Source organism: Klebsiella oxytoca (genome assembly GCF_009707385.1).
In the GTDB taxonomy this organism is placed as follows: domain Bacteria; phylum Pseudomonadota; class Gammaproteobacteria; order Enterobacterales; family Enterobacteriaceae; genus Klebsiella; species Klebsiella oxytoca_C.
The window spans coordinates 513,235-536,164 of the sequence record NZ_CP046115.1 but is presented as its reverse complement, the minus strand read 5'-3'; the positions used below and the strand labels follow the sequence as shown (position 1 = coordinate 536,164).

The 22,930-nt window shown below is 55.2% G+C and carries 27 protein-coding genes; 11 read left to right on the top strand and 16 right to left on the bottom strand.

All coding sequences use genetic code 11. The features are described 5' to 3' along the window. Nucleotides 1-7: 7 nt before the first annotated feature. Entirely contained in the window at nucleotides 8-646 is a 639-nt protein-coding gene (msrA, locus tag GJ746_RS02530; protein ID WP_154678789.1) for a peptide-methionine (S)-S-oxide reductase MsrA, read from the top strand. Nucleotides 647-831: 185 nt separating this feature from the next. Next, entirely contained in the window at nucleotides 832-2,175 is a 1,344-nt protein-coding gene (locus GJ746_RS02525; protein ID WP_154678788.1) for a hemolysin family protein, read from the top strand. A 215-nt stretch (nucleotides 2,176-2,390) separates the two neighbouring features. Here the strand turns inward: GJ746_RS02525 and GJ746_RS02520 are convergent, their stop codons facing one another. After that, nucleotides 2,391-2,597 carry a DUF1107 domain-containing protein gene (locus GJ746_RS02520; protein ID WP_003856054.1) on the bottom strand — a complete coding sequence of 69 codons (207 nt, stop codon included), beginning with the start codon at nucleotides 2,595-2,597 and terminating at the stop codon, nucleotides 2,391-2,393. Between the two features lie 322 nt (nucleotides 2,598-2,919). Here GJ746_RS02520 and GJ746_RS02515 point away from each other — a divergent pair, with 322 nt between their 5' ends. Next, nucleotides 2,920-3,477: a YtfJ family protein gene (locus GJ746_RS02515; RefSeq protein ID WP_154678787.1), complete on the top strand. Its 558-nt coding sequence runs from the start codon at nucleotides 2,920-2,922 to the stop codon at nucleotides 3,475-3,477. On the opposite strand, the gene cysQ is transcribed toward GJ746_RS02515, so the two are convergent. Continuing rightward, entirely contained in the window at nucleotides 3,467-4,210 is a 744-nt protein-coding gene (gene cysQ / locus GJ746_RS02510) for a 3'(2'),5'-bisphosphate nucleotidase CysQ (protein WP_154678786.1), read from the bottom strand. The two genes, GJ746_RS02515 and cysQ, sit on opposite strands and share 11 nt — an antisense overlap. Before the next feature lie 192 nt (nucleotides 4,211-4,402). Between cysQ and cpdB the strand changes: the two genes are divergently transcribed. After that, complete coding sequence (cpdB, locus tag GJ746_RS02505; protein WP_154678785.1) at nucleotides 4,403-6,346, top strand: 2',3'-cyclic-nucleotide 2'-phosphodiesterase; 1,944 nt, start codon at nucleotides 4,403-4,405, stop codon at nucleotides 6,344-6,346. 28 nt (nucleotides 6,347-6,374) lie between these two features. Here cpdB and GJ746_RS02500 read toward each other — a convergent pair whose 3' ends face one another. Beyond that, a complete protein-coding gene (locus GJ746_RS02500) occupies nucleotides 6,375-6,752 on the bottom strand; it encodes a winged helix-turn-helix transcriptional regulator (protein WP_195908788.1) in 378 nt (125 codons plus the stop codon). Between the two features lie 90 nt (nucleotides 6,753-6,842). Here GJ746_RS02500 and GJ746_RS02495 point away from each other — a divergent pair, with 90 nt between their 5' ends. The 4 genes from GJ746_RS02495 (at nucleotide 6,843) to ytfE (ending at nucleotide 10,388) form a co-directional block, all read left to right on the top strand. Then, nucleotides 6,843-7,691 carry an SDR family oxidoreductase gene (locus tag GJ746_RS02495; protein WP_154678783.1) on the top strand — a complete coding sequence of 283 codons (849 nt, stop codon included), beginning with the start codon at nucleotides 6,843-6,845 and terminating at the stop codon, nucleotides 7,689-7,691. An 80-nt stretch (nucleotides 7,692-7,771) separates the two neighbouring features. Further along, complete coding sequence (locus GJ746_RS02490; protein ID WP_154678782.1) at nucleotides 7,772-8,596, top strand: AraC family transcriptional regulator; 825 nt, start codon at nucleotides 7,772-7,774, stop codon at nucleotides 8,594-8,596. 75 nt (nucleotides 8,597-8,671) lie between these two features. After that, the gene (locus tag GJ746_RS02485) at nucleotides 8,672-9,643 is read left to right on the top strand and encodes a DMT family transporter (protein WP_195908787.1); all 972 of its coding nucleotides are present in this window, start codon (nucleotides 8,672-8,674) and stop codon (nucleotides 9,641-9,643) included. A gap of 82 nt (nucleotides 9,644-9,725) precedes the next feature. Continuing rightward, on the top strand, nucleotides 9,726-10,388 hold the full coding sequence (ytfE, locus tag GJ746_RS02480) for an iron-sulfur cluster repair protein YtfE (protein ID WP_154678780.1): 663 nt from the start codon (nucleotides 9,726-9,728) through the stop codon (nucleotides 10,386-10,388). A 114-nt stretch (nucleotides 10,389-10,502) separates the two neighbouring features. Here the strand turns inward: ytfE and cycA are convergent, their stop codons facing one another. Beyond that, the gene (gene cycA, locus GJ746_RS02475; protein ID WP_154678779.1) at nucleotides 10,503-11,906 is read right to left on the bottom strand and encodes a D-serine/D-alanine/glycine transporter; all 1,404 of its coding nucleotides are present in this window, start codon (nucleotides 11,904-11,906) and stop codon (nucleotides 10,503-10,505) included. A 296-nt stretch (nucleotides 11,907-12,202) separates the two neighbouring features. Then, a complete protein-coding gene (fklB, locus tag GJ746_RS02470; protein WP_004109064.1) occupies nucleotides 12,203-12,823 on the bottom strand; it encodes an FKBP-type peptidyl-prolyl cis-trans isomerase in 621 nt (206 codons plus the stop codon). Nucleotides 12,824-13,084: 261 nt separating this feature from the next. Between fklB and GJ746_RS02465 the strand changes: the two genes are divergently transcribed. After that, nucleotides 13,085-13,747 carry a LysM-like peptidoglycan-binding domain-containing protein gene (locus tag GJ746_RS02465; protein WP_154678778.1) on the top strand — a complete coding sequence of 221 codons (663 nt, stop codon included), beginning with the start codon at nucleotides 13,085-13,087 and terminating at the stop codon, nucleotides 13,745-13,747. Nucleotides 13,748-13,780: 33 nt separating this feature from the next. Here GJ746_RS02465 and GJ746_RS02460 read toward each other — a convergent pair whose 3' ends face one another. From GJ746_RS02460 to rpsF, 5 genes are all read right to left on the bottom strand, one after another. Next, nucleotides 13,781-14,719 (bottom strand): DMT family transporter, encoded by a 939-nt coding sequence (locus tag GJ746_RS02460; RefSeq protein WP_154678777.1) that lies wholly within the window; start codon nucleotides 14,717-14,719, stop codon nucleotides 13,781-13,783. A gap of 146 nt (nucleotides 14,720-14,865) precedes the next feature. Then, nucleotides 14,866-15,315, bottom strand: coding sequence for a 50S ribosomal protein L9 (gene rplI / locus GJ746_RS02455; RefSeq protein WP_154678776.1), 450 nt, complete (start codon nucleotides 15,313-15,315; stop codon nucleotides 14,866-14,868). A 41-nt stretch (nucleotides 15,316-15,356) separates the two neighbouring features. Continuing rightward, entirely contained in the window at nucleotides 15,357-15,584 is a 228-nt protein-coding gene (gene rpsR, locus GJ746_RS02450; protein WP_000135199.1) for a 30S ribosomal protein S18, read from the bottom strand. Between the two features lie 4 nt (nucleotides 15,585-15,588). Then, a complete protein-coding gene (gene priB, locus GJ746_RS02445) occupies nucleotides 15,589-15,903 on the bottom strand; it encodes a primosomal replication protein N (RefSeq protein ID WP_154678775.1) in 315 nt (104 codons plus the stop codon). 5 nt (nucleotides 15,904-15,908) lie between these two features. Next, nucleotides 15,909-16,304, bottom strand: coding sequence for a 30S ribosomal protein S6 (gene rpsF, locus GJ746_RS02440; protein WP_154678774.1), 396 nt, complete (start codon nucleotides 16,302-16,304; stop codon nucleotides 15,909-15,911). A gap of 335 nt (nucleotides 16,305-16,639) precedes the next feature. On the opposite strand from rpsF, the gene GJ746_RS02435 reads away from it, so the two are divergent. Together GJ746_RS02435 and GJ746_RS02430 are read left to right on the top strand one after the other, a co-directional pair. Beyond that, nucleotides 16,640-16,915 carry a DUF1471 domain-containing protein gene (locus GJ746_RS02435; RefSeq protein WP_154682626.1) on the top strand — a complete coding sequence of 92 codons (276 nt, stop codon included), beginning with the start codon at nucleotides 16,640-16,642 and terminating at the stop codon, nucleotides 16,913-16,915. A 204-nt stretch (nucleotides 16,916-17,119) separates the two neighbouring features. Then, nucleotides 17,120-18,313, top strand: a complete 1,194-nt coding sequence (locus GJ746_RS02430; protein ID WP_154678773.1) for an MFS transporter — start codon at nucleotides 17,120-17,122, stop codon at nucleotides 18,311-18,313. 62 nt (nucleotides 18,314-18,375) lie between these two features. Here GJ746_RS02430 and GJ746_RS02425 read toward each other — a convergent pair whose 3' ends face one another. From GJ746_RS02425 to ulaA, 6 genes are read right to left on the bottom strand one after another with little or no spacing between them, the layout of a single operon-like run. After that, nucleotides 18,376-19,062, bottom strand: coding sequence for an L-ribulose-5-phosphate 4-epimerase (locus tag GJ746_RS02425; protein ID WP_154682625.1), 687 nt, complete (start codon nucleotides 19,060-19,062; stop codon nucleotides 18,376-18,378). Beyond that, a complete protein-coding gene (locus tag GJ746_RS02420) occupies nucleotides 19,062-19,916 on the bottom strand; it encodes an L-ribulose-5-phosphate 3-epimerase (RefSeq protein WP_154678772.1) in 855 nt (284 codons plus the stop codon). The genes GJ746_RS02425 and GJ746_RS02420 overlap by 1 nt, the downstream gene beginning before the upstream one ends. Nucleotides 19,917-19,925: 9 nt before the next feature. Further along, on the bottom strand, nucleotides 19,926-20,576 hold the full coding sequence (locus tag GJ746_RS02415; RefSeq protein WP_154678771.1) for a 3-keto-L-gulonate-6-phosphate decarboxylase UlaD: 651 nt from the start codon (nucleotides 20,574-20,576) through the stop codon (nucleotides 19,926-19,928). Between the two features lie 13 nt (nucleotides 20,577-20,589). Next, entirely contained in the window at nucleotides 20,590-21,057 is a 468-nt protein-coding gene (gene ulaC, locus GJ746_RS02410; protein WP_154678770.1) for a PTS ascorbate transporter subunit IIA, read from the bottom strand. 9 nt (nucleotides 21,058-21,066) lie between these two features. Further along, a complete protein-coding gene (gene ulaB, locus GJ746_RS02405; RefSeq protein WP_004109091.1) occupies nucleotides 21,067-21,372 on the bottom strand; it encodes a PTS ascorbate transporter subunit IIB in 306 nt (101 codons plus the stop codon). A gap of 12 nt (nucleotides 21,373-21,384) precedes the next feature. Beyond that, a complete protein-coding gene (gene ulaA / locus GJ746_RS02400; protein WP_154678769.1) occupies nucleotides 21,385-22,785 on the bottom strand; it encodes a PTS ascorbate transporter subunit IIC in 1,401 nt (466 codons plus the stop codon). Between the last annotated feature and the right edge of the window lie 145 nt (nucleotides 22,786-22,930).

Sequence of the window (22,930 nt, the reverse complement as noted above, 5' to 3'; positions counted from 1 at the left end):
GCCCACCGTGAGTCTATTTGATAAAACGCATCTTGTCGCCCAAGCGGACGCGCTGCCGGGACGCAACACGCCGATGCCGGTGGCGACGCTCCACGCCGTCAATGGCCACTCGATGACTAATGTTCCCGCAGGGATGGAAGTCGCCCTGTTTGCCATGGGTTGTTTCTGGGGCGTTGAACGCCTGTTCTGGCAGCTGCCCGGCGTTTACAGCACCGCCGCAGGCTATACCGGCGGCTATACGCCAAACCCGACCTATCGCGAAGTGTGCAGCGGTGAGACCGGTCATGCTGAAGCGGTCCGCGTCGTCTACGATCCTAAGGTCATCAGCTACGAGCAGCTGCTGCAGGTTTTCTGGGAAAACCACGATCCGGCGCAGGGTATGCAGCAGGGTAACGACCGCGGTACGCAGTATCGTTCCGCGATTTATCCGCTGACGCCAGAGCAGAGTGAAGCGGCTAAGGCCAGCCTCGCGCGGTTCCAGGCAGCCATGAACGCAGCCAACGACCCGCGGACTATCACCACCGAAATCGCAACGGCGAAGCCGTTCTATTATGCGGAAGACGAGCATCAGCAGTACCTGTATAAGAACCCGTACGGATACTGCGGTATCGGTGGGATTGGGGTTTGTTTGCCGCCGCAGGCCTGATGCCACAGGCCCTCACCCACTGGCCGCCGGGTTGAGTAATTTACGCTCTGGCGGCTTTACAGTACCTTACGCTATACTACGCCGTGCTATCGCCGGTCCAGAGCCTTCGGACCGGCTTTTTGTGAATTCCACTTAGCGTTATCCACTTCCCTTCCGAGGATCTGATCTCAACGGTCAGATAAGATATGTTAAACAGTATTTTAGTAATACTTTGTCTGATAGCCGTCAGTGCGTTCTTTTCGATATCGGAAATCTCGCTGGCCGCATCACGTAAAATCAAACTCAAGCTGCTGGCCGATGATGGCAACGTCAACGCTCAGCGCGTGCTTAAGATGCAGGAAAACCCCGGGATGTTCTTTACCGTGGTGCAAATCGGTCTTAACGCGGTAGCCATCCTCGGCGGTATCGTCGGCGATGCGGCGTTTTCACCGGCGTTTCATAGCCTCTTTAGCCGCTACATGTCGCCGGAACTCTCCGAGCAGCTGAGCTTTATTATATCCTTTACCCTGGTCACCAGCCTGTTCATTCTGTTTGCTGACCTGACTCCGAAACGCATCGGTATGATCGCGCCTGAAGCTGTCGCTTTACGCATCATCAACCCGATGCGCTTCTGCCTGTTTATCTTCCGCCCGCTGGTGTGGTTGTTTAACGGCATGGCCAACAACATTTTCCGCCTGTTCAAAATTCCCATGGTGCGTAAAGACGACATCACCTCCGATGATATTTACGCCGTGGTGGAAGCCGGCGCGCTGGCCGGGGTGTTACGTAAGCAAGAGCACGAACTGATTGAGAACGTATTCGAGCTGGAATCGCGCACCGTGCCTTCATCCATGACCTCGCGTGAAAACGTCATCTGGTTCGATCTGCATGAAGATGAACAGAGCCTGAAGAATAAGGTCGCGGAGCATCCGCACTCCAAGTTCCTGGTCTGTAATGAAGATATCGATCACATCATCGGCTACGTTGATTCCAAAGACCTGCTCAACCGCGTGCTGGCGAACCAAAGCCTGGTGCTGACCGGCGGCGTGCAGATTCGTAATACGCTGATTGTTCCGGATACCCTGACGCTGTCAGAAGCGCTGGAAAGCTTTAAAACCGCCGGTGAAGACTTCGCCGTGATCATGAATGAATACGCGTTGGTGGTCGGGATTATCACTCTTAACGATGTCATGACGACCCTGATGGGCGACCTGGTCGGACAGGGGCTGGAAGAGCAGATCGTCGCGCGCGATGAAAACTCCTGGCTGATTGACGGCGGGACGCCTATCGACGACGTGATGCGGGTGCTGGATATCGATGATTTCCCGCAGTCCGGCAATTACGAGACCATTGGCGGCTTTATGATGTTTATGCTGCGTAAAATTCCCAAGCGTACCGACGCGGTGAAATTCTCTGGCTATAAGTTCGAAGTGGTGGATATCGACAACTACCGTATCGATCAGCTGCTGGTGACCCGCATTGACAACAAACCGACGGTGCTGGTCCCCAAGCTGCCGGACGCTGCAAATAGCGATAAAGAAACGGCGTAAAACACGCTCTCGAATATCGCAGTGCTCGCCCTGATGCCGGGTGGCGGCTAACGCCTTGCCCGGCTGAAAAAGATCGCCGCATCATCAGATTAGGCCTTGCCCGTAGAGCAGAAGAATACGCATCTCCACCTGTTTGCAGCAAATACCAGGCCCGGAAACATCAACGGCTCCCGTAGGGAGCCGCCTTTTACCGTGTAGCTATACCTCTTTTCAGGTTATGCCATCTCTGTTTGCAGACGCATGACCTGACGATTGACTTCAGACATCACTGACAAATGCTGCTTGTCTTTGACCTTCGGGATAAGGATTTTGCCCTTATCAAACTCAAAAGCGCCAACGTCCTTGATATACAAACGTCCACGGAACAGGATCTTCACGTACTTCGCTACTTGTAGCGGGTTGTAGCGTTGGAAAATTTTCATTGTTGTCTCCTGCCAGGGTTACGCTCCTGTGGTGCCACAGTTAGCCCACGTACCGGAAGCGCAAATTTTATTGCCCTGAAACTATAGTCCAGAATCTGAGTGATACCCAGTTTGTATAAGTTTTTTTACCTTATGATGACAATAATTCAGAGTTTTCGTTTCAGGCATCCGATGAAGGTAGTATAAGTCGCCGATTTTGGACGAATTTGTGCGTCATCACACAAACTGGCACCATCATTGCGAGTAATGCCGATAAATCGCACTTATGATTAAAGCAGACCAAGTGGTCGGATCACCTGCAAAGATAATAAAAGGAAACACCATGACCCTACGTAGATTACTGGCCGTTTCATGTCTCCTGTTCCCGCTGATGGCGTCGGCGCATAACTTCGTCGACGGTCAACGCGTTGCGCCAGTCGGCGTAGCGGATCGCGGGGAGCTGGTGCTGGATAACGATAAGTTTAGCTATAAAAGCTGGAATAGCGCGCAGCTGGCAGGAAAAGTGCGCGTCGTGCAGCACATTGCCGGACGCTCGTCAGCAAAAGAAAAAAACGCGGCCTTGATTGAAGCCATTAAAAGCGCAAAGCTTCCCCACGACCGCTATCAAACCACCACTATCGTGAATACCGACGATGCTATCCCGGGCTCTGGGATGTTTGTCCGCAGCAGTATTGAGAACAACAAGCAGCTCTATCCGTGGTCGCAGTTTATCGTCGACAGTAACGGTGTGGTACGTAAAGCGTGGCAGCTAGATGAAGAGAGTTCGGCGATCGTAGTGCTGGATAAAGACGGCCGCGTGCGGTGGGCGAAAGACGGCGCGCTCAGCCAGGAGGAGGTGCAGCAGGTCGTTGCCCTGCTGCACAAGCTGCTTAATAAATAGAGACCCGGAAGCCGGGGTTAAGGAACGATTCACGCGGCGTGTAATCAAGAGTACGCCCCTGCCAGTCGTGAACGTGCGCCCCGGCAGCGCTGGCTACCGCATGGCCTGCCGCCGTGTCCCAGGTCGACGTCGGCCCAAAGCGCGGATAAAGCTGCGCCTGCCCTTCGGCGACCAGGCAGAATTTAAGCGAAGAGCCGATTGAAGTGGTCTGGTGTTCGCCCAGCTGCTCCAGATACTCCTGTAGCTCAGGGTCATTGCCGTGAGAGCGGCTAATCACCACCAGCGGCGGACGCGCATCGCGGACCTGAATCTGCTTACGAACGCCGCACTCCTCTTTCCAGGCTTTGCCCTTTTCCGCGCTATACACCACCTTCATCACCGGCGCGTAGACCACGCCAAGGATCGGCTTGCCCTGTTCGATCAAGGCGATATTGACGGTAAATTCACCGTTGCGTTTGATAAACTCTTTGGTTCCGTCCAGCGGGTCCACCAGCCAGTAGCGCTGCCAGTGCTGACGCACTTCCCAGGCCGGCGGATCCTCTTCTGACAAAACCGGAATATCGGGAGTCAGGGCCAGCAGGCCGCTGATTATCACTTTATGCGCCGCAATATCCGCTGCCGTGACCGGAGAATCGTCCTTCTTGCTGGCAACGTCCATCGGCTGTTTTCCATCATAAACTTGCATAATGGCATCGCCCGCGCTCCGTGCAAGCTGACATACTTGTTCTAACATTCTCCACCTCATCTGGTTACAGTGGCGTTAACTCGTTGTTTTATTTATATCGCATCATAGTGAGTTCCGCTATCTGTGATAACGATGGCGGTTTCATTCACCGCTTTTCTGGCATGATTCACATTTCTGTAAGCAACAGAATGTAAATACATTTTCTTCTGTGCCACTGCTCATATAAAAAGGACGCCACTGATGATTAAGTTTAGCGCAACGCTGCTGGCCACGCTGATCGCCGCCAGCGTAAATGCGGCAACGGTCGATTTGCGGATCATGGAAACCACCGATCTGCACAGTAATATGATGGACTTTGACTACTACAAAGATACCGCCACGGAAAAATTTGGCCTGGTGCGTACCGCTTCCCTGATTGAAAAAGCGCGCCAGGAAGTGAAAAACAGCGTACTGGTCGATAACGGGGATGTCATCCAGGGCAGCCCGCTGGCCGACTATATGGCCGCGAAGGGGCTGAAAGAAGGCGATATTCATCCGGTTTACAAGGCCATGAATACCCTGGACTATGCGGTGGGTAACCTCGGCAACCACGAGTTTAACTACGGTCTCGATTTCCTGCATAAAGCGCTGGCTGGCGCGAAGTTCCCCTACGTCAACGCCAATATTATCGATGCCAAAACCGGCAAACCGATGTTTACGCCTTATCTGATTCAGGATACCCAGGTGCAGGACAGCGAAGGCAAAACGCAGACGCTGCGCATTGGCTACATCGGCTTTGTGCCGCCGCAGATTATGACCTGGGATAAAGCCAACCTCAGCGGCAAAGTAACCGTTAACGATATTACCGCAACCGCGCGCAAGTTTGTCCCGGAAATGCGTGAAAAAGGCGCGGACGTAGTGGTGGTCATTGCCCATTCCGGCCTCTCCGCCGACCCCTATCAGGCGATGGCGGAAAACTCGGTTTACTATTTAAGCCAGGTTCCCGGCGTGGATGCCATTATGTTCGGCCACGCTCACGCCGTCTTCCCGAGCAAAGACTTTGCCAGCATTAAAGGCGCGGATATCGCTAAAGGTACGCTGAACGGCGTCCCGGCGGTCATGCCGGGCATGTGGGGCGACCATCTTGGGGTGGTCGATCTGGTACTGAACAACGACAGCGGTAAGTGGCAGGTCACCGCTGCGAAAGCGCAAGCGCGTCCAATCTATGATTCGGTGGCGAAGAAATCCCTGGCCGCAGAAGACAGCAGCATGGTGGCGGTATTAAAAGCCGACCATGACGCCACCCGCGAGTTTGTCAGCAAACCGATTGGCAAATCCTCAGACAATATGTACAGCTACCTGGCGCTGGTGCAGGACGATCCGACCGTGCAGGTGGTAAACATGGCTCAGAAGGCCTACGTCGAGCACTACATCCAGGGCGATCCGGATCTGGCGAAGCTCCCGGTACTCTCAGCCGCCGCGCCGTTCAAAGTGGGCGGGCGCAAAAATGACCCGGCCAGCTTTGTTGAAGTGGAAAAAGGCCAGCTCACCTTCCGCAACGCCGCTGACCTCTACCTCTATCCGAACACCCTGGTGGTAATGAAAGTGAGCGGTAAAGAGGTTAGAGAGTGGCTGGAGTGCTCCGCCGGGCAGTTCAATCAGATTGATCCTGCCAGCAGCAAGCCGCAGTCGCTGATTAACTGGGACGGTTTTCGCACCTACAACTTCGATGTTATCGACGGCGTGAACTACCAGATCGATATCACGCAGCCGGCGCGCTACGACGGCGAATGTCAGAGCATTAATCCGCAGGCCGAACGCATTAAGAACCTGACCTTTAACGGCAAGCCAATCGATCCAAATGCGACCTTCCTTGTTGCGACCAACAACTATCGGGCCTACGGCGGTAAATTCCAGGGAACAGGTGAGGATCATATCGCCTTCGCCTCACCGGATGAAAACCGCTCGGTGCTGGCGGCGTGGATTGGCGCGGAGTCGAAGAAAAACGGCGAGATCCATCCGGCAGCCGATAACAACTGGCGCCTGGCGCCGATCCACAGCACAGTACCGCTGGATATTCGCTTTGAAACCTCACCGGGTGACAAGGCTGCGGCATTTATCAAAGAAAAAGCCCAATATCCGATGCGCCAGGTGGCGACCGACGATATCGGTTTTGCCATTTATCAGCTGGATTTGAGCAAGTAATTACCCGTTCGCCGGGAACTCTCCCGGCTCACGCCACCTGCTCGTGGTTCGCCAGAACCGCGGGCAGATTCAGCTCAATCCAGTCCGCCAGCGCCGCGACCTTCTCGCTAACCTGCTCCCCGAGCGGAGTCAGACTATATTCAACATGTGGCGGTACCACCGGATACGACACGCGATTAAGAAAGCCATCCTGTTCCAGCGCCTGGAGCGACTGGGCCAACATCTTTTCGCTGACGCCGCCAATCTTCCGTCGCAGGTCGCTAAACCGATGGGTGCCATCGCGTAAGGCCACCAAAATCAGTACGCCCCAGCGGCTGGTCACGTGCTTGAGCACCTCCCGCGAAGGGCATTGTTCGGCAAACAGATTGCCGTTGCGTAGCTGCTCGCTCAGCGTCAAATTCGCCATATTCATACTTACCTTTTTGTACGTACTTACTAAAAGTTAGTTAAGGTGTTAGCTTACCACAACTACTCATGAACACGAAGGAGAAGACCCATGATCGCGATTACCGGTGCCACCGGCCAGCTTGGCCACCACGTTCTGCAAAACCTGTTAAAAACCGTTCCCGCCGGGCAGATTGTCGCCATCGTGCGTAATCCGGCCAAAGCTGAAGCCCTTAGCCAGCAAGGCGTGGTGGTTCGCCAGGCCGACTACAGCGATGAAGCCGCGCTGACCGCCGCCCTGCAGGGCGTCGACAAACTGCTGCTGATCTCATCAAGCGAAGTCGGCCAGCGCGCCGTGCAGCACCGCAACGTGATTAACGCCGCCAAAGCCGCCGGCGTGAAATTTATCGCCTATACCAGCCTGCTGCATGCCGATAAATCCCCGCTGGGGCTGGCGGATGAACATATCGCCACCGAGCAAATGCTCGCCGACTCCGGTATTGCGTATGCCCTGCTGCGTAACGGCTGGTACACCGAAAACTATCTCGCCAGCGCGCCGCCTTCAATCGAGCACGGCGTATTTATCGGCGCGGCCGGTAACGGCAAAATCGCCTCCGCCACCCGCGCCGATTACGCCGCCGCGGCCGCCCGCGTTATCGCCGAAGAGGGTCATGCCGGTAAAGTGTATGAGCTGGCGGGTGATAAGGCGTGGACCCTGAGCGAACTCGCCGCTGAGCTGAGCAAACAAAGCGGTAAAAATGTGGTGTATCAAAATCTTAGCGAAGCCGACTTCGCCGCCGCGCTGAAGGGCGTCGGTCTGCCTGCCGGTCTGGCTGATATGCTGGCGGATTCTGATACCGGTGCGTCCAAAGGCGGTCTGTTCGACGACAGCCGCACCCTGAGTAAGCTAATCGGTCGCCCAACCACGCCGCTGGCGGAGAGCGTCAAAGGTATTCTGTAACTGTTACATACTGGTTAATTTTTGTAGCATCCCGACGGGCCATCCTCAATAATGAAAGGATGTCCGTCGGGAGTTATTTCATGCAAGGCGTACCAGAACAGTTCAACGATGAAAGAGACAGCGCGCGCTTTCGCCATCTGGCGCAGGTACCCGGCGTTGAGCTGTACCACGCCCATATCTCCCGCTACGCCTTTGAACCGCATACCCATGAAGCCTTTGGGATCGGCGCGATAGAGTTCGGCGCCGAGCGTTTTCGCTATCGCGGCAGCCAGTACGTGGCTTCGGTCAACTCTATCGTCACCATGAATCCCGATGAACTGCACACCGGCGAGGCGGAGACCGCCGACGGCTGGCGCTATCGGATGATTTATCTCGATCCGAATATACTGGAAGAGGTAACCGGCGTGCGCCACTGGTGGTTCAGCGACGTGGTGCGTCAGGATCCGCTACGCTCGCGGCAAATCGGCAATCTTATTTACGGCCTGTGGCATACCGATAATCCGCTCGCGCAGCAGGGACTACTGCTGGATTTAATCGATACTTTTCGTCCGTTCGCGCATCACGCACCGGGCTTGTCCGAAGCGCCCCATCGCTTTGAGCGGGTACGCGAATATCTGCACGACAACTATATGCACACGGTGACGCTCGATGAGCTGGCGCAGGTAGCGGCGCTCAGCCCGTACCATTTTCAGCGCCAGTTTAAAGCCCACTTCCACGTTACGCCGCACCAGATGCTGATGGCGATTCGTCTTTGGCGCGCCAAAGATTTTCTCACCCACGGCATGCCTGCCGCTGATGTCGCCCTTGCCGCCGGATTAACCGACCAGTCGCATCTGACCCGCGCGTTCACCCGCCGCTACGGCATTACGCCGGTACGTTATCAAAAGCAGGTTCTCCCGCGCTAATGCGCAACCTCATACAATATTCCCACTTTTGCCTCCCCTACACTGTCGGCAACGAAAAGAGTAATGGAAGACGTCATGATTAGTGGTGTGCTGTACGCCCTGCTGGCGGGGCTAATGTGGGGACTGATTTTCGTCGGCCCTTTGCTGGTACCGGAATATCCGGCGGTCTTACAGTCGATGGGACGCTACCTGGCGCTTGGGCTGATCGCCCTGCCGCTGGCCTGGCTGGGCCGCGTGCGGCTGCGCCAGCTCGCCGGGAAAGACTGGTGGACGGCGCTGGGTCTGACCATGATGGGCAACTTAATTTATTACGTCTGCCTGGCCAGCGCTATTAAACGTACCGGCGCGCCGGTGTCAACGATGATTATCGGTACGCTGCCCGTGGTGCTGCCGGTCTTTGCTAACCTGCTCTATAGCCAGCGCGACGGTAAGCTCCCGTGGCGACGCCTGTTCCCGGCGCTCATCTGTATTGCCATCGGTCTGATCTGCGTCAATATCGCCGAACTGCAGCATGGCTTGCCCGATTTCAGCCCCTGGCGCTACGGCTCCGGTATCGTGCTGGCGCTGATCTCGGTGGTTTGTTGGGCCTGGTACGCGCTGCGCAATGCCCGCTGGCTGCGGGAAAACCCGGACAAACCGCCGATGATGTGGGCTACCGCCCAGGCGCTGGTGACCCTGCCGGTATCGCTGGCCGGGTACCTCATCGCCTGCTGGTGGTTACAGGGTCAACATACGGACTTTCCGCTGCCCTTCGGCCCGCGCCCGGCGGCGTTCGTCACCCTGATGCTGGCGATAGCCGTGTTCTGCTCATGGGTCGGCGCGTGGTGCTGGAACGTCGCCAGCCAACGTCTGCCAACGGTGATCCTTGGGCCGCTGATCGTCTTCGAAACCCTTGCTGGCCTGCTGTATACCTTTATTTTACGTCAGAGCCTACCTCCGCTTCTTACCTTAAGCGGAATCCTGCTGCTGGTGCTCGGCGTGGTATCCGCCGTTCTCGCCCGCCCGGAAAAGCCCGCACTGCAGGAGCTGGCCAGCGAGAAAAAATAGCCTGGTATCCTAAAGAGGTATTCCCAGGAATATAAGATGCATTTAAAATACAACTTATATTCCTGATGACGAGGTAACTGCTATGGCTTTCCGTGACCAACCTTTAGGCGAACTGGCGCTGACGATTCCGCGCGCCTCCGCGCTGTTCCGTAAATACGATATGGATTACTGCTGCGGCGGCAAGCAAACGCTGGAACGCGCGGCATCGCGCAAAGAGCTGGACGTCGCGGCGATTGAAGCCGAGCTGGCGAAACTGGCGCAAGAGCCGGTAGAGCGCGACTGGCGGGTTGCGCCCTACGCGGAAATCATCGATCACATTATCGTTCGCTACCACGACAGGCATCGCGAGCAGCTGCCGGAGCTGATTTTACAGGCCACCAAAGTCGAGCGAGTACATGCTGACAAACCCAGCGTCCCGAAAGGCCTGACCAAATACCTGACTATGCTGCATCAGGAGCTTTCCAGCCATATGATGAAAGAGGAGCAGATTCTGTTCCCGATGATCAAACAGAGCATGGGTACGCAGGCCGGTGGCCCTATCAGCGTGATGGAAAGCGAGCATGATGAAGCGGGCGAGCTGCTGGAAGTCATTAAGCACATCACCCATAACGTGACGCCGCCCGCGGAAGCCTGCACCACCTGGAAAGCGATGTACAACGGCATTAACGAACTGATTGATGACCTGATGGAGCACATCAGCCTCGAAAATAACGTGCTGTTCCCGCGTGCCCTCGCAGGAGAGTAAATAAAAAGGCGCCCGCAGGCGCCCTCGACATTGTCAGTCTTATTGGCCACCCCAGGTGGCCTTTTTTATGACGGACCGTTGCCAGCAACGTTAAAAATCTCTCTCGAAGATTTTTTATTTGGCCTGGCTCTTCTTACCGGCAAACAGCCAGCCTGCACCCAGCAGTACAAACCACAGCGGAGTCACTATCAGCGCTTCGCGGGTATCGGCTTCCAGCGTCAGCAGCACCAGCACAAAGACGAAGAATGCCATACACACCCAGCACATCAGCTTGCCCAGCGGCATCTTATATTTCGACTGCACATGCAGCTGCGGACGCTTCCTGCGATAGGCCAGATACGAGCACAGGATAATCGTCCAGACGAACATAAACAGGATCGCTGAAACCGTGGTAATCATGGTGAACGCCGCGATCACGCTTGGATTAACCATCAGCATAACCACGCCGCCCAGCAGACACATACAGGAGAAGGTCAGGCCTTTCGCCGGCACCGCGCGCTTCGACAGCTTGGCGAACATCTTCGGCGCCTGCCCGTCCTGCGCCAGACCAAACAGCATACGGCTGGTTGAGAACACGCCGCTGTTAGCGGAGGAGGCCGCCGAGGTCAGCACCACGAAGTTAATCAGGCTCGCCGCCGCCGGCAGCCCAACCAGAACAAACAGCTCAACGAACGGGCTCTTTGACGGCACAACAGAGCTCCACGGCGTCACGGACATAATCACGATCAGCGCAAAGACGTAGAACATAATGATACGAATTGGAATCGAGTTAATCGCCCGCGGCAGAGATTTCTCAGGATCTTTCGTTTCCGCTGCCGTGGTGCCCACCAGTTCGATACCTACGAAAGCAAAAACCGCGATCTGGAAACCAGCAAAGAATCCGCTGATGCCTTTCGGGAACCAGCCGCCGTCATTCCACAAATGGGCGAACGAGGCTTCCACCCCGGTCGGCGACTGAAAGTGCATCAGCACCATCACCAGACCGACCACGATCAGCGCTACGATAGCGACGATTTTGATCATCGCGAACCAGAACTCCATCTCGCCGAACATCTTCACGGTGGCGAGATTAAGCCCCAGCAGCAGGAGAATGACCGCCAGCGAGGCGACCCAGTCGGAGAGTCCCGGGAACCAGAACTGCGCGTAAGCGGTGATCGCCACCACGTCCGCCATACCGGTCACCACCCAGCAAAACCAGTAGGTCCAGCCGGTAAAATAGCCTGCCCATGGCCCCAGCAGGTCGGCGGCAAAATCGCTGAACGATTTATATTCGAGATTCGACAGCAGTAATTCACCCATGGCACGCATGACGAAAAACAGCATGAAGCCGATTATCATATAAACAAAAATAATGGATGGTCCGGCAAGGCTGATGGTTTTGCCTGACCCCATAAACAGCCCGGTGCCTATCGCACCACCGATAGCAATAAGCTGAATATGCCGGTTAGTGAGATTTCGCCGCAGCGATTGTTCAGTCGGAGCCTCTTCGTCAGCAACGACTTTTACCTGATCTACCATATGATTTTTCCTGTTGTGCCTGTCTGTTTTGTTCGGGCTCTATTTGGCCCTTACCCCGGAACGAGGGGTTTATCGATATTAGGTAAGAATCGGAGGGATGAATACTATGATTTAGAGATAATGTTAATTTTATGTTTAAAGTGAGTGTTATATCACTCCGGTTAAGCGAAACAGCTCACAAAAATACACCCATTAAGAAGATATGCAATATAAAGCTCCAGTAAAAGCTCAACTTAAGGGTTTTCCACTTATCAGAACGGCCCCCTCCCCCGTGCGGGAGAGGAAGCGCCTGCTGTTTAGATAATATCCAGCAGTTCAACTTCAAAAATCAGGGTACTGAACGGAGGGATGGAGGCGCCCGCGCCGCGCTCGCCGTAGGCCAGGTTGTGCGGAATAGTCAGCTCCCATTTGGAACCCACCGGCATCAGGGTCAGCGCTTCAATCCAGCCGCCGATCACTCCGGTAACCGGGAATTCAGCCGGTTCGCCGCGCGCAACGGAGCTATCGAAGACGGTGCCGTCGATCAGTTTACCGGTATAGTGAACGCGAACGCGATCAGTACGCGCCGGAATCGGGCCTTCACCCTGGGTCAGAACGCGGAACTGTAGACCAGACTCGGTGCTGTTCACGCCTTCGCGCTCGCGGTTCTCTTCCAGGTATTTCTCGCCATCCGCGGCCATTTCCTGGAAACGTTCACGACGTACGGCGTCAGCGCGTTCATGGATTTCACGCAGCGCGCGGTGAACGGCTTCTACCGGCACCTGCGGCTGTTTACCTTCCAGCGCGTCAGCAATACCGGCGACCAGCGCCTCCGGTAGCAGCCCCTGCAGGCCAGATTCGCTCAGCTGTTGTCCAACCTGCAAGCCGATACCGTAACTTGCCTGTGCTTCGATCGTGTCAAAAGTTGGGGTTGCCATCTTTGTTCCTTTGTTGGGTGAGAATTTCATACTCTACGGCTTCGCGCGACAGAAGCGGAAAAAGCCGGAGGAAAGCATATCAGCCATAGCACGACCGGTAAAACTTTGTCGTCCGGATGATGACAAATCTAAGGGAAACGGAAACAATAGAGAGATAAGGTTAACCTCACGAAACATAGCTTTGTCTCGGCCTTCAGGAAGTTAGCCATCTATACTCTAAAGAGAGAGCAGGATAAAAATATGCGGAGCAGGAGGAAAGCCATGCCCGGGCGCTTTGAACTGAAATCTACCCTGGCGAAGATCTGGCACGCCCCGGATCATTTTCGCATCATGGACCCGCTACCGCCGATGCACCGCCGGGGCATCATTGCCGGGGCCCTGCTGGTGGTGATCGGCATTCTGCTCCCTTCAGAGGATAACAGCAGCACGGCCCAGGCCAGCCGCGAGGCGAATATTGACCTGCAATCTCAGTCTCAGCCGCAGACTTCAGGTAACCAGACCGTCCCGCTGCCGCCAATCACTAACACGCCGCCGGTGAACGATGCCGATCAGGTGGCCCCAGTCGCGCCGGAGCCGATTCAGGATGAACAACCGGATCAGCCGCAGCGGCAGACCGCTTCTCAGCCGTACCAGGAGCCGCAGTCGACTCCCGGTATAGAGCAGCAGTGGCGAACCTACCGTATTGAATCCGGGAAAACCCTTGCGCAGCTGTTCCGCGACCACAACCTGCCGCCGACCGACGTTTACGCCATGGCTCAGGTGGAAGGTGCAGGTAAGCCGCTAAGCTCACTGCAAACCGGACAGACGGTGCAAATCCGCCAGAACGCCAGCGGCGTGGTCACCGGGCTGACTATCGATACCGGCAGTGGCCAGCAGGTACTGTTTACCCGCCAGTCGAACGGCAGCTTTATTCGCGTACGTTAAAGCCTGATTAGCTCTTCCAGACTGCCGGGTAGCTTACCCGGCCGATTGTGAAGCTTTCCCGGGCTTGTTCACCCACCATATCCCGGTGCATACCAGCACCAGCGCAACCGCATATTTCAGCTCCAGAATGTTCTCGCCGAGGAAGATAGCCGACAGAACGGTTCCGGCTACCGGAATGACAAAGTTGAACGGCGCGATCATGCTTACGCGGTTATGCTTCAGCAGCACGCTCCACAGGGCAAAAGCGATGGACGAGAGCAGCGTTAAATAAGCCAGAACCAGAGCAGCTGATAGGCTGTGGACTTCCAGGGTACCGCCGCTCAGGTAGCCGCCACCAACCAGCACCAGCCCGCCAAACGCCAGCTGCCAGCCGGTCATCACCGTTGGGTCAACCGTCTGCGAAATGCGTTTTCCGTACAGCGTGGCCGCAGACAGGATAAAAGCCGCCAGCACCACAAAGCCATCGCCCTGCCAGACAAAGCTAAAATCGCTCAATGAATGATTAAAGTTCACCAGCATCACGCCGGCAAAGCCGAGGAAACAGCCGATGGCCTTGTTATAGCTCAGCTTGTCATTCTGATAGATAAAGTGCGCCAGCAGGACGCTAAAGAAGGTTCCAGTGGCGTTCATAATCGAGCCCTTTACGCCGGTGGTAAACGCGAGGCCCACGTAGAAGAAAACGTACTGGATAGAGGTTTGCGTGACGCCCAGTATCGCCAGCTGACCGCACTGACGGGGATTCAGGCGGGCAATCGGCTTACGCTGCGCCAGCGCGAAGAGTAGCAGCAGCGTTCCGGCAAACAGGAAACGATAGCCAGCAAAGACAATTTTTGACGGCACATCATCAGTGGCAATCTGAAACAGTTCATAGCCGCTTTTAATCGCCGGGTAGGAGCTTCCCCATAGCAGGCAGCAGAGGGTTGCGCAGGCATAAGCTACTTTCTTGCGGGAAAAAATTGAGGGTGCGTCCATTCACTTCACCAGAAATAAAATAGTGTTTTATTTTATTATCCAGAAAGTTGACAGGAATAGCCACCAAACCAGGAAAAGATTAGGCAAATCCAGAAAAGCAAAACGCCGGCACAAGGCCGGCGTCTCGACGTGAGCAGAGTAATAAATTACTCAGCTACAACGTTAACAACCAGTTTAGCGAAAACTTCGCTGTGAACCTGGAAGTCCACTTCGTGCTCACCGGTGGTGCGCAGAACGCCGTTCGGCAGACGAACTTCGCTCTTAGCAACGGCAACGCCAGCTGCAGTTACAGCGTCAGCGATGTCGCGGGTACCGATGGAACCGAACAGTTTACCTTCGTCGCCAGATTTAGACGCGATGGTAACGGTGCCCAGTGCGTTGATTGCTTCAGCACGTGCGTTAGCAGCGGCCAGAACTTCTGCCAGTTTGGCTTCCAGTTCAGCACGGCGCGCTTCGAAAAACTCAACGTTTTTCTTGGTAGCAGGAACAGCTTTACCCTGTGGTACCAGGAAGTTACGAGCGTAGCCCGCTTTAACGTTAACCTGATCACCCAGGCTACCCAGGTTTGCTACTTTATCAAGCAGAATAACTTGCATTACCTTATCCTCTCAAAGTCGTATTAATGGACCGTGACCGATTACTGATGACGATCAGTGTACGGCAGCAGGGACAGGTAGCGAGCGCGTTTGATAGCGCGTGCCAGCTGACGCTGATATTTTGCACGGGTACCGGTGATACGGCTCGGGACAATCTTACCGCTTTCGGTGATGTAGTTTTTCAGCGTAGCGATATCTTTATAGTCGATCTCTTGAACGCCTTCCGCGGTGAAACGGCAGAACTTGCGACGACGGAAATAACGTGCCATATGGCTAGTCTCCAGAATCTATCAATTCAATCTGCTCGGCATGCAGAACCATTTTGCTCAAGCCGTTCTTTGCCTTGTGGCAAGAAATGAACCCTCGAACGATTACTGCACAACCGACCGTTATACTGTGAGTAATGGCCTGGTTCTCGTGTCCGCTGATTATCACGGGCATCTGGCACCACGCCTGCCGGTGAAAACCGGCTTCCTCCTGCACTGAACGATGCTCAAGCACGAACTGGCAGTGTGGAATTCCTGACGGGCTGACCTTACGAAGTGGAGTCCTGCATACAATGCCGGACAGCTCCAGACGATTGGTCATCAGGATTACTCTTCAGAATCCCCAGCTTCAGAATCATCTGCGGTTTCGTTGGCGAAATCTTCGCGACGCTCACGGCGCTCGTCTTTCGCTTTAACCATCGGAGATGCTTCGGTAACAGCGTTCTTAGTACGCATTACCATGCTGCGGATAACGGCGTCGTTGAAGCGGAAGTTAGTTTCCAGCTCATCGATCGCTTCCTGCGGAGCTTCAACGTTCAGCAGAACGTAGTGAGCTTTGTGCAGTTTGTTGATCGGATAAGCCAGCTGACGGCGGCCCCAGTCTTCCAGACGGTGGATCGTACCTGCTGCTGCAGTAATTGCACCAGTGTAACGTTCGATCATACCCGGAACCTGTTCGCTCTGGTCAGGATGGACCATAAAAACGATTTCGTAATGACGCATCGAATTGCTCCTTACGGATTATTCAGCCTCCTGTCTGGGTCAGCCGCGGCCCATGGAGGCAAGGAACGTGTTAAAGGGCGGCTGAAAAATTGACGCGTCATAATACGTGCGGGTGTGGTTTAAGACAAGGGGATTGTGCAAATAATTCGCACTAAGCGCAAAGCCACCCTAAGCCAGTGATTTAAAATTAATCAACAACGGAAGCGACAATTTTTTGAACAACTGCATCAGAAATGGTCGCCATATGCCAGTGAGGCTGCGATTACACTTAGATCAGAAGTGATCCATATCCAGGGAGCGGGTTAACGTCAGGATTGTACTAAGGGGCGTAGATGATGAAATACATCCTCATAACCATAATGGCAGCATTTTTGTTGAGCGCCAACGCGTTGGCTGCTATTAAAATCGATGCCCGCCAGGCCCGCAACATGGACGATGTGCAGAGCCTTGGCGTTATCTATATCAACCACAACATCGCCACCGAGCAGGAAGCCGACCAGGCGCTGAGCCAGCAGAGCGATGCTCAGGGAGCAAAATACTTCCAGCCAATCCTCATTCATGAACCAGGAAGCGACGGCCTGATTCACGCCAGCGCCGCGATTTACCGCTAATCTCCTTCCTCACTGCCTTCTCCCGCTAGCCGGGGGAAGGCAGCGCGGGAATGTCCTGACAGAGTCAGGCGCCTGCAGACCTCGGGTATGAAACCCGCGCTGCATCCCTGAATGCAATTGAGAATTATTTTTCTTTATGACTTATCAGCTCCCGCGTAACCTGATTTAATCTCTCTTTAACTGCATGATTATCCGGAGTGATTTATGGTTCCGCGTTTTGCCACGCTAAGCCGTATCCCAAGGGGAGTTTGGGTTCTTGGCGGCGTTAGCCTGCTGATGGATGTTTCTTCAGAAATGATCCACAGCCTGCTCCCTTTATTTATGGCCACCACGCTGGGGGCTAGCGTGATTATTATCGGCATTATCGAGGGCGTCGCGGAAGCTACCGCGCTGATGCTAAAAGTGTTTTCCGGCGTCATCAGCGATTACGTGGGTAAACGCAAAGGGCTCGCGCTACTCGGCTATGGCCTGGGCGCGCTGAGCAAGCCTCTGTTCGCCATCGCCCCCACTTCCGGCATGGTCTTCAGCGCCCGGATGATCGACCGCGTTGGCAAAGGAATACGCGGCGCGCCCAGAGATGCGCTGGTCGCCGACGTTACCCCGCCGGAGATTCGCGGGGCCGCGTACGGGCTGCGCCAGGCGCTGGATACCATTGGCGCTTTTCTCGGGCCGCTGCTTGCCGTCGCGCTGATGTTTCTCTGGGATAACGATTTCCAGTCGATTTTCTGGGTCGCGACAATCCCCGCCGTCCTCTCTATCGCGTTATTGGGCTTTGGACTAAAGGAGCCTAAAACGCCAGTCGCCCATAAACGCACCAACCCACTGCGTCGCGAGAATCTAAAAAAACTCTCTGCCGCCTACTGGTGGGTGGTGGCTATCGGCTCAATTTTTACCCTCGCCCGCTTCAGCGAAGCCTTTCTGGTGCTGCGCGCCCAGCAGATGGCGATCCCGCTGTTCGCCATCCCGCTGGTGATGGTCGCCATGAACCTGGTCTACAGCCTGACCGCCTATCCGTTCGGGAAATTATCGGACAGCATGAGCCACAGCAAAATGCTGCAGTGGGGCCTGCTGGTGCTGATCGCCGCTGATATCGTGCTGGCGTTAAGCAGCCACTGGAGCACGCTTTTAGCTGGCGTCGCGCTATGGGGGATCCATATGGGCATGACGCAGGGTCTGCTGGCGGCGATGGTGGCGCATACCGCCCCGCCTGAACTGCGCGGAACAGCGTTCGGGATGTTCAACCTGATGAGCGGCGTCGCGCTGCTGCTGGCCAGCGCCGGTGCGGGCGTGCTGTGGGAAACGTTAGGGGCCGCCTCGACGTTTTACGCCGGGGCGATAATTTGCGTCCTGACCCTGATTGGCATGCGCTGTATGCCATCGGCTTATCAGCAAAACTAAAAATGGCTCCGGAGCAGACCGGTTGATTCATCATAAAGATGAAATGCTCCGGAGCGCATATTTCACTTTTGACCGTAGTAAGCATCTGGCCCATGCTTGCGCATAAAATGTTTATCCATCAGCCAGCTATCGATAGGCTTCAGCTGCGGATTGATACCGCGCGCAATCCACGCCATCCGCGCCACCTCTTCCATCACTACAGCATTATGTACCGCATCGTGCGCGTCTTTGCCCCAGGCAAAAGGCCCATGCTGATACACCACGATACCAGGCGTATGCAGCGGCTCGACTTCCCCCAGGGTTTCGATAATCACGTTCCCGGTATTCAGTTCATAAGCCTCTGCAACCTCCCCGGCGCTTAACGCCCGGGTGCAGGGAATATCGCCGAAGAAGTAATCCGCATGGGTCGTTCCCAGCGCGGGAATGGCCAGCCCCGCCTGTGCCCAGGCCGTCGCATGCGTCGAGTGGGTATGCACCACGCCGCCGAGGCTCGGATAGCGACGATACAGCGCCAGATGCGTAGCGGTATCGGAAGAGGGACGATACCGCCCTTCCACCACGTTCCCCTCCAGATCCACGACCACCATATCATTCGCCTGCATAGCCTCGTAGGCGACGCCGCTGGGTTTAATCGCCACCAGCCCGCGTTCGCGGTCGATAGCGCTGACGTTGCCCCAGGTAAAAGTGACCAGGCCGTAGCGCGGCAGATCCATATTGGCGTCAAAAACCTGCTGTTTGAGCGTTTGCATCATGCTGCCTCCACCAGACCGGCACTGGCCATCCGCGCCTTCACCCAATCGCGCGCTTTTGCTACTTCAGCGGCCGGATCGTCAGTCGTTTCGTTCCACATCTCGATCAGGTATGGCCCGCAATAGCCGGTTTGTTTAAGCGTCGCGAAACAGCGTTCAAAGTCAACGACCCCTTCGCCGAACGGCACGTTTTTAAACACGCCGGGTTTGGTATCTTTAACGTGCACCGCCACGATATGCCCCGTCCCGGCCTGTAGCTCCATCTGCACATCGTTATCCCATGCGGACAGGTTGCCGATATCCGGGTAGAGCTGGAACCACGGGTTATTCAGGTAATGGGCGTAGCCCAGGGCCTTACTGATCGAGTTCATCAGCGGGTAATCCATGATTTCCATCGCCAGCGTCACCTGCGCGCGGCTCGCCATTTCGACGCTCTCTTTTAGCCCGTCGCGGAAACGACGGCGGGTCTCGTTATTCGCTTCCTGGTAGTAAACGTCATAACCCGCCAGCTGGATCACGCGAATCCCCACGTCCTGCGCCAGCTGGATCGCTTTACGCATAATCTCCAGCCCCTGCGCCCGTACCGCGTCGTCTTCGCTACCGAGCGGAAAACGCCGGTGAGCGCTCAGGCACATAGAGGGGACGCGTACGCCGGTTTCGGCAATCGCGTTGACCAGCGCGAGACGCTGCTCGCGGCTCCAGTCAAGCCGCGCCAGGCGAGCATCGGTTTCATCCACCGACATTTCGACGAAATCAAAACCAAGCTCTTTTGCCAGCCTCAGCCGTTCCAGCCAGCCCTCCCCGGCCGGGAGCGCTTTTTCATAAATACCGAGCGGTATTTTTTTCGACAGCATAGCCGCTCCTTAACCCCACAGCTGGGCGATAGAACGTTTAAACTGTCGTGCGGCTTCTACCGGCGAAGCCGCATCGCGAATGCTACGACCGGCAATAAAGACGTGAACAGGAATTCCTTTAAACAGCGGTAGATCCTCCAGCGCCAGCCCTCCGGTGACGGTGACTTTAAAGCCCATATCCGACAGGCGTTTGATAGCGCTGATATCCGCCTCCCCCCAGGCTACACCTGCCGCCTGCGCATCGCGGCTGCGGTGGTAAACCACCTGCTGAATGCCTGCTTCGCGCCACTCCTGCGCCAGCTCCCAGGTCCAGTAGCCGGTCAGTTCGATCTGTACGTCGCCGTTAAACTCTTTCGCGACTTCCAGCGCGCCTTTAGTGGTGTTGATATCCGCACAGCAGATGACGGTGACCCAATCGGCATTGGCTTCAAAGCACATGCGCGAGAGAATTTTACCGGCATCGGCGATTTTGGCGTCCGCGAGCACGATTTTATTGGGATAGAGCGCTTTCAGGTCACGAACGGCGCGTACGCCTTCGGCAACGCAAAGAATGGTACCGACTTCAATAATGTCCACTTCATCAGCTATAAGACGTGTCGTTTCATATGCGGAAGACATGGATTGGTTATCGAGCGCAACCTGCAACATTGGTAATGACATTTTGCTATTCCTTTTAAACGGCCGCTGCCGTGGCGTTATCAATTAAATCCAGCACTTCCTGCGCGGTACGGCAGGCGCGTAAACGGTCGAAATTGGCTTCATCTTCAAACAGATTGACGATCTGCATGATGCCCACTTCCTGATGGGTATTGGCATCGACGGCCGCCATGGTGATCAGGATATCCACCGGGTCGTTATCTTCATGATTGAACACCAGCGGCGTTTTCAGCATGACCAGCGCAAAGCCGGTTTTCTTGACGCCCTCTTCCGGACGTCCGTGCGGCATCGCCAGGCCGGGAGCTATCACAAAATAAGGGCCGTGCTGAGCTACGCCATCCAGAATGGCCTGGTAGTAGCGCGGCTCTACCACATCGGCTTTCACCAGCAGGTCGACGCTCAGCTTGACGGCTTCCTGCCAGGTGCTGGCATCGGCCTGTAACAGGATGGAGTTATTCTCCACCAGCGAATCACGTAGTTTCATTTGGCGCCCTTATTTCACATCCTGCGGAAAGTGCGCTTTAATCACTTCCAGCAGTTTTGGGCCAAAATCCGCAGGCGAGAGCATGTTGCGCACGCCAACCACGTATTTGTTGCCAGAGACGCTAATCTCACCGGCGATATGGGTGGAGGCGATGATGATATCCGCGCCGTTCAGTTCGCTTTTATATTCCCCTACCGCGCAGCTGTTCACCGTGTGATCGATATTTGACTGGGTCAAAAACTGGTCCACTTTCATCTTCATAATCATGGAACTTCCTTGCCCGTTGCCACATACAGCCAGAATACGTACGGTCATAGTCAAAACTCCTTATTGAGCAGAAGCATCTGCCAGTTGTTTTTCCGCGTCCTCTTCAGCACGCAGCGCGCGCCCTGCGAAGAACATATAAGCCAGTGCGATAATGATAATGACGGCCATAAATGCGATACCGATGGAGGCAAAGCCCTGCATCATCGGCGGCGCCAGAATTGACCAGTCCGCCATGCCCATCCAGGCGCTCATGCCGGTCAGTTTCACCGCCCAGACGCAGCCAAAGATTTCAATCATTCCCATCACCAGACAAATCTTCAGCGCCGCGCGCCAGCCGCCAAAATGGTTAGCAAAGACGCCGATGGTGGCGTTAGAGAAGAACATCGGGATAAAGCCCGGAATAATCAGGATGGAAGAGCCGCAGCCCACCAGGATACCGACGGCGATCAGCTGGCCGATGGTGCCCCACATAAAGCCCCAGACCACCGCATTTGGCGCAAAGCTATAAATCGCCGCGCAGTCAATAGCCAGCACGGCACCGGGAATCAGACGCTGGGAAATACCGTTGAACGCTTCAGAGAGCTCGGCGACGAACATGCGCACGCCCTGGGTGATAATAAAAATAGCGACGGCGAACGAGAAACCCGTTTGCAGGATATACACCGTCCAGTGGGTATTGCCCGCCATCGCCTGTACGGTATCAATGCCGAAGGAGAGCAGGATCGCGCCGAAGAAAATGGTCATGACTATCGCCGTGGAGACGATGTTGTCGTGAAAGATATTCAGCCAGCCCGGCAGCTTAAGCTCTTCAACGCTTTCCTCTTTTTTCCCCAGATACGGTGCGACCTTGTAAGCGATCCATGAGGCGAACTGCTGTTGGTGTCCGATGGAGAAGCCGCAGCCGTCGGTCACTTCCTGGGTTGGCTTGTACATCATGTTAGAAGTAATGCCCCAGTAGAGCGAAACCAGCACCGCCGTACAGATAATGGTCGTCCACATCGGGTAGCCGAAGATATAAAAAGAGACGGCAATCAGCCCTGCCTGCTGGAACATAATGTGCCCGGTAAGCATGATGGTGCGAATACCGGTGATGCGCCGCAGCAGGACGTAACAGATATTCAGCGCCAGGGCCAGCAGCACGGCATAGCCCACCCAGCTGTAGGCGTCGCCCATGCGTTCGATCGTTGCCATCATCGACGCGTAGGTATCGGAGATCGCGCCGTTGATGCCGTAAACTTCCGACATTTTCGCCACCACCGGTTTAAAGGTGCTGGTCAGAATGCCGGATCCGGCCTGCAACAGCATAAAACCGATAATGGTTTTAATCGTCCCTTTAACAATAACGCTGGCGCTTTTGCGCAGCAGGATATAGCCAAGGCAGGTCACAATACCCAGCAGCAGCGGGGCGTTGGTCATTACCTGGTTAAAGAATACGGTAAAGATGTGGTAGAGAATCTCCATAACACACTCCAGAAGGTGGATGCTCTGAACGCACGCTACGCCCAGGATTTGTTTTTCGATCACTCTAATAATCAAAAATAATCACAACAAGATTGTATTTGATTAAATGTGACGCACGCCGCAAATAATCACACAATTCGTCATC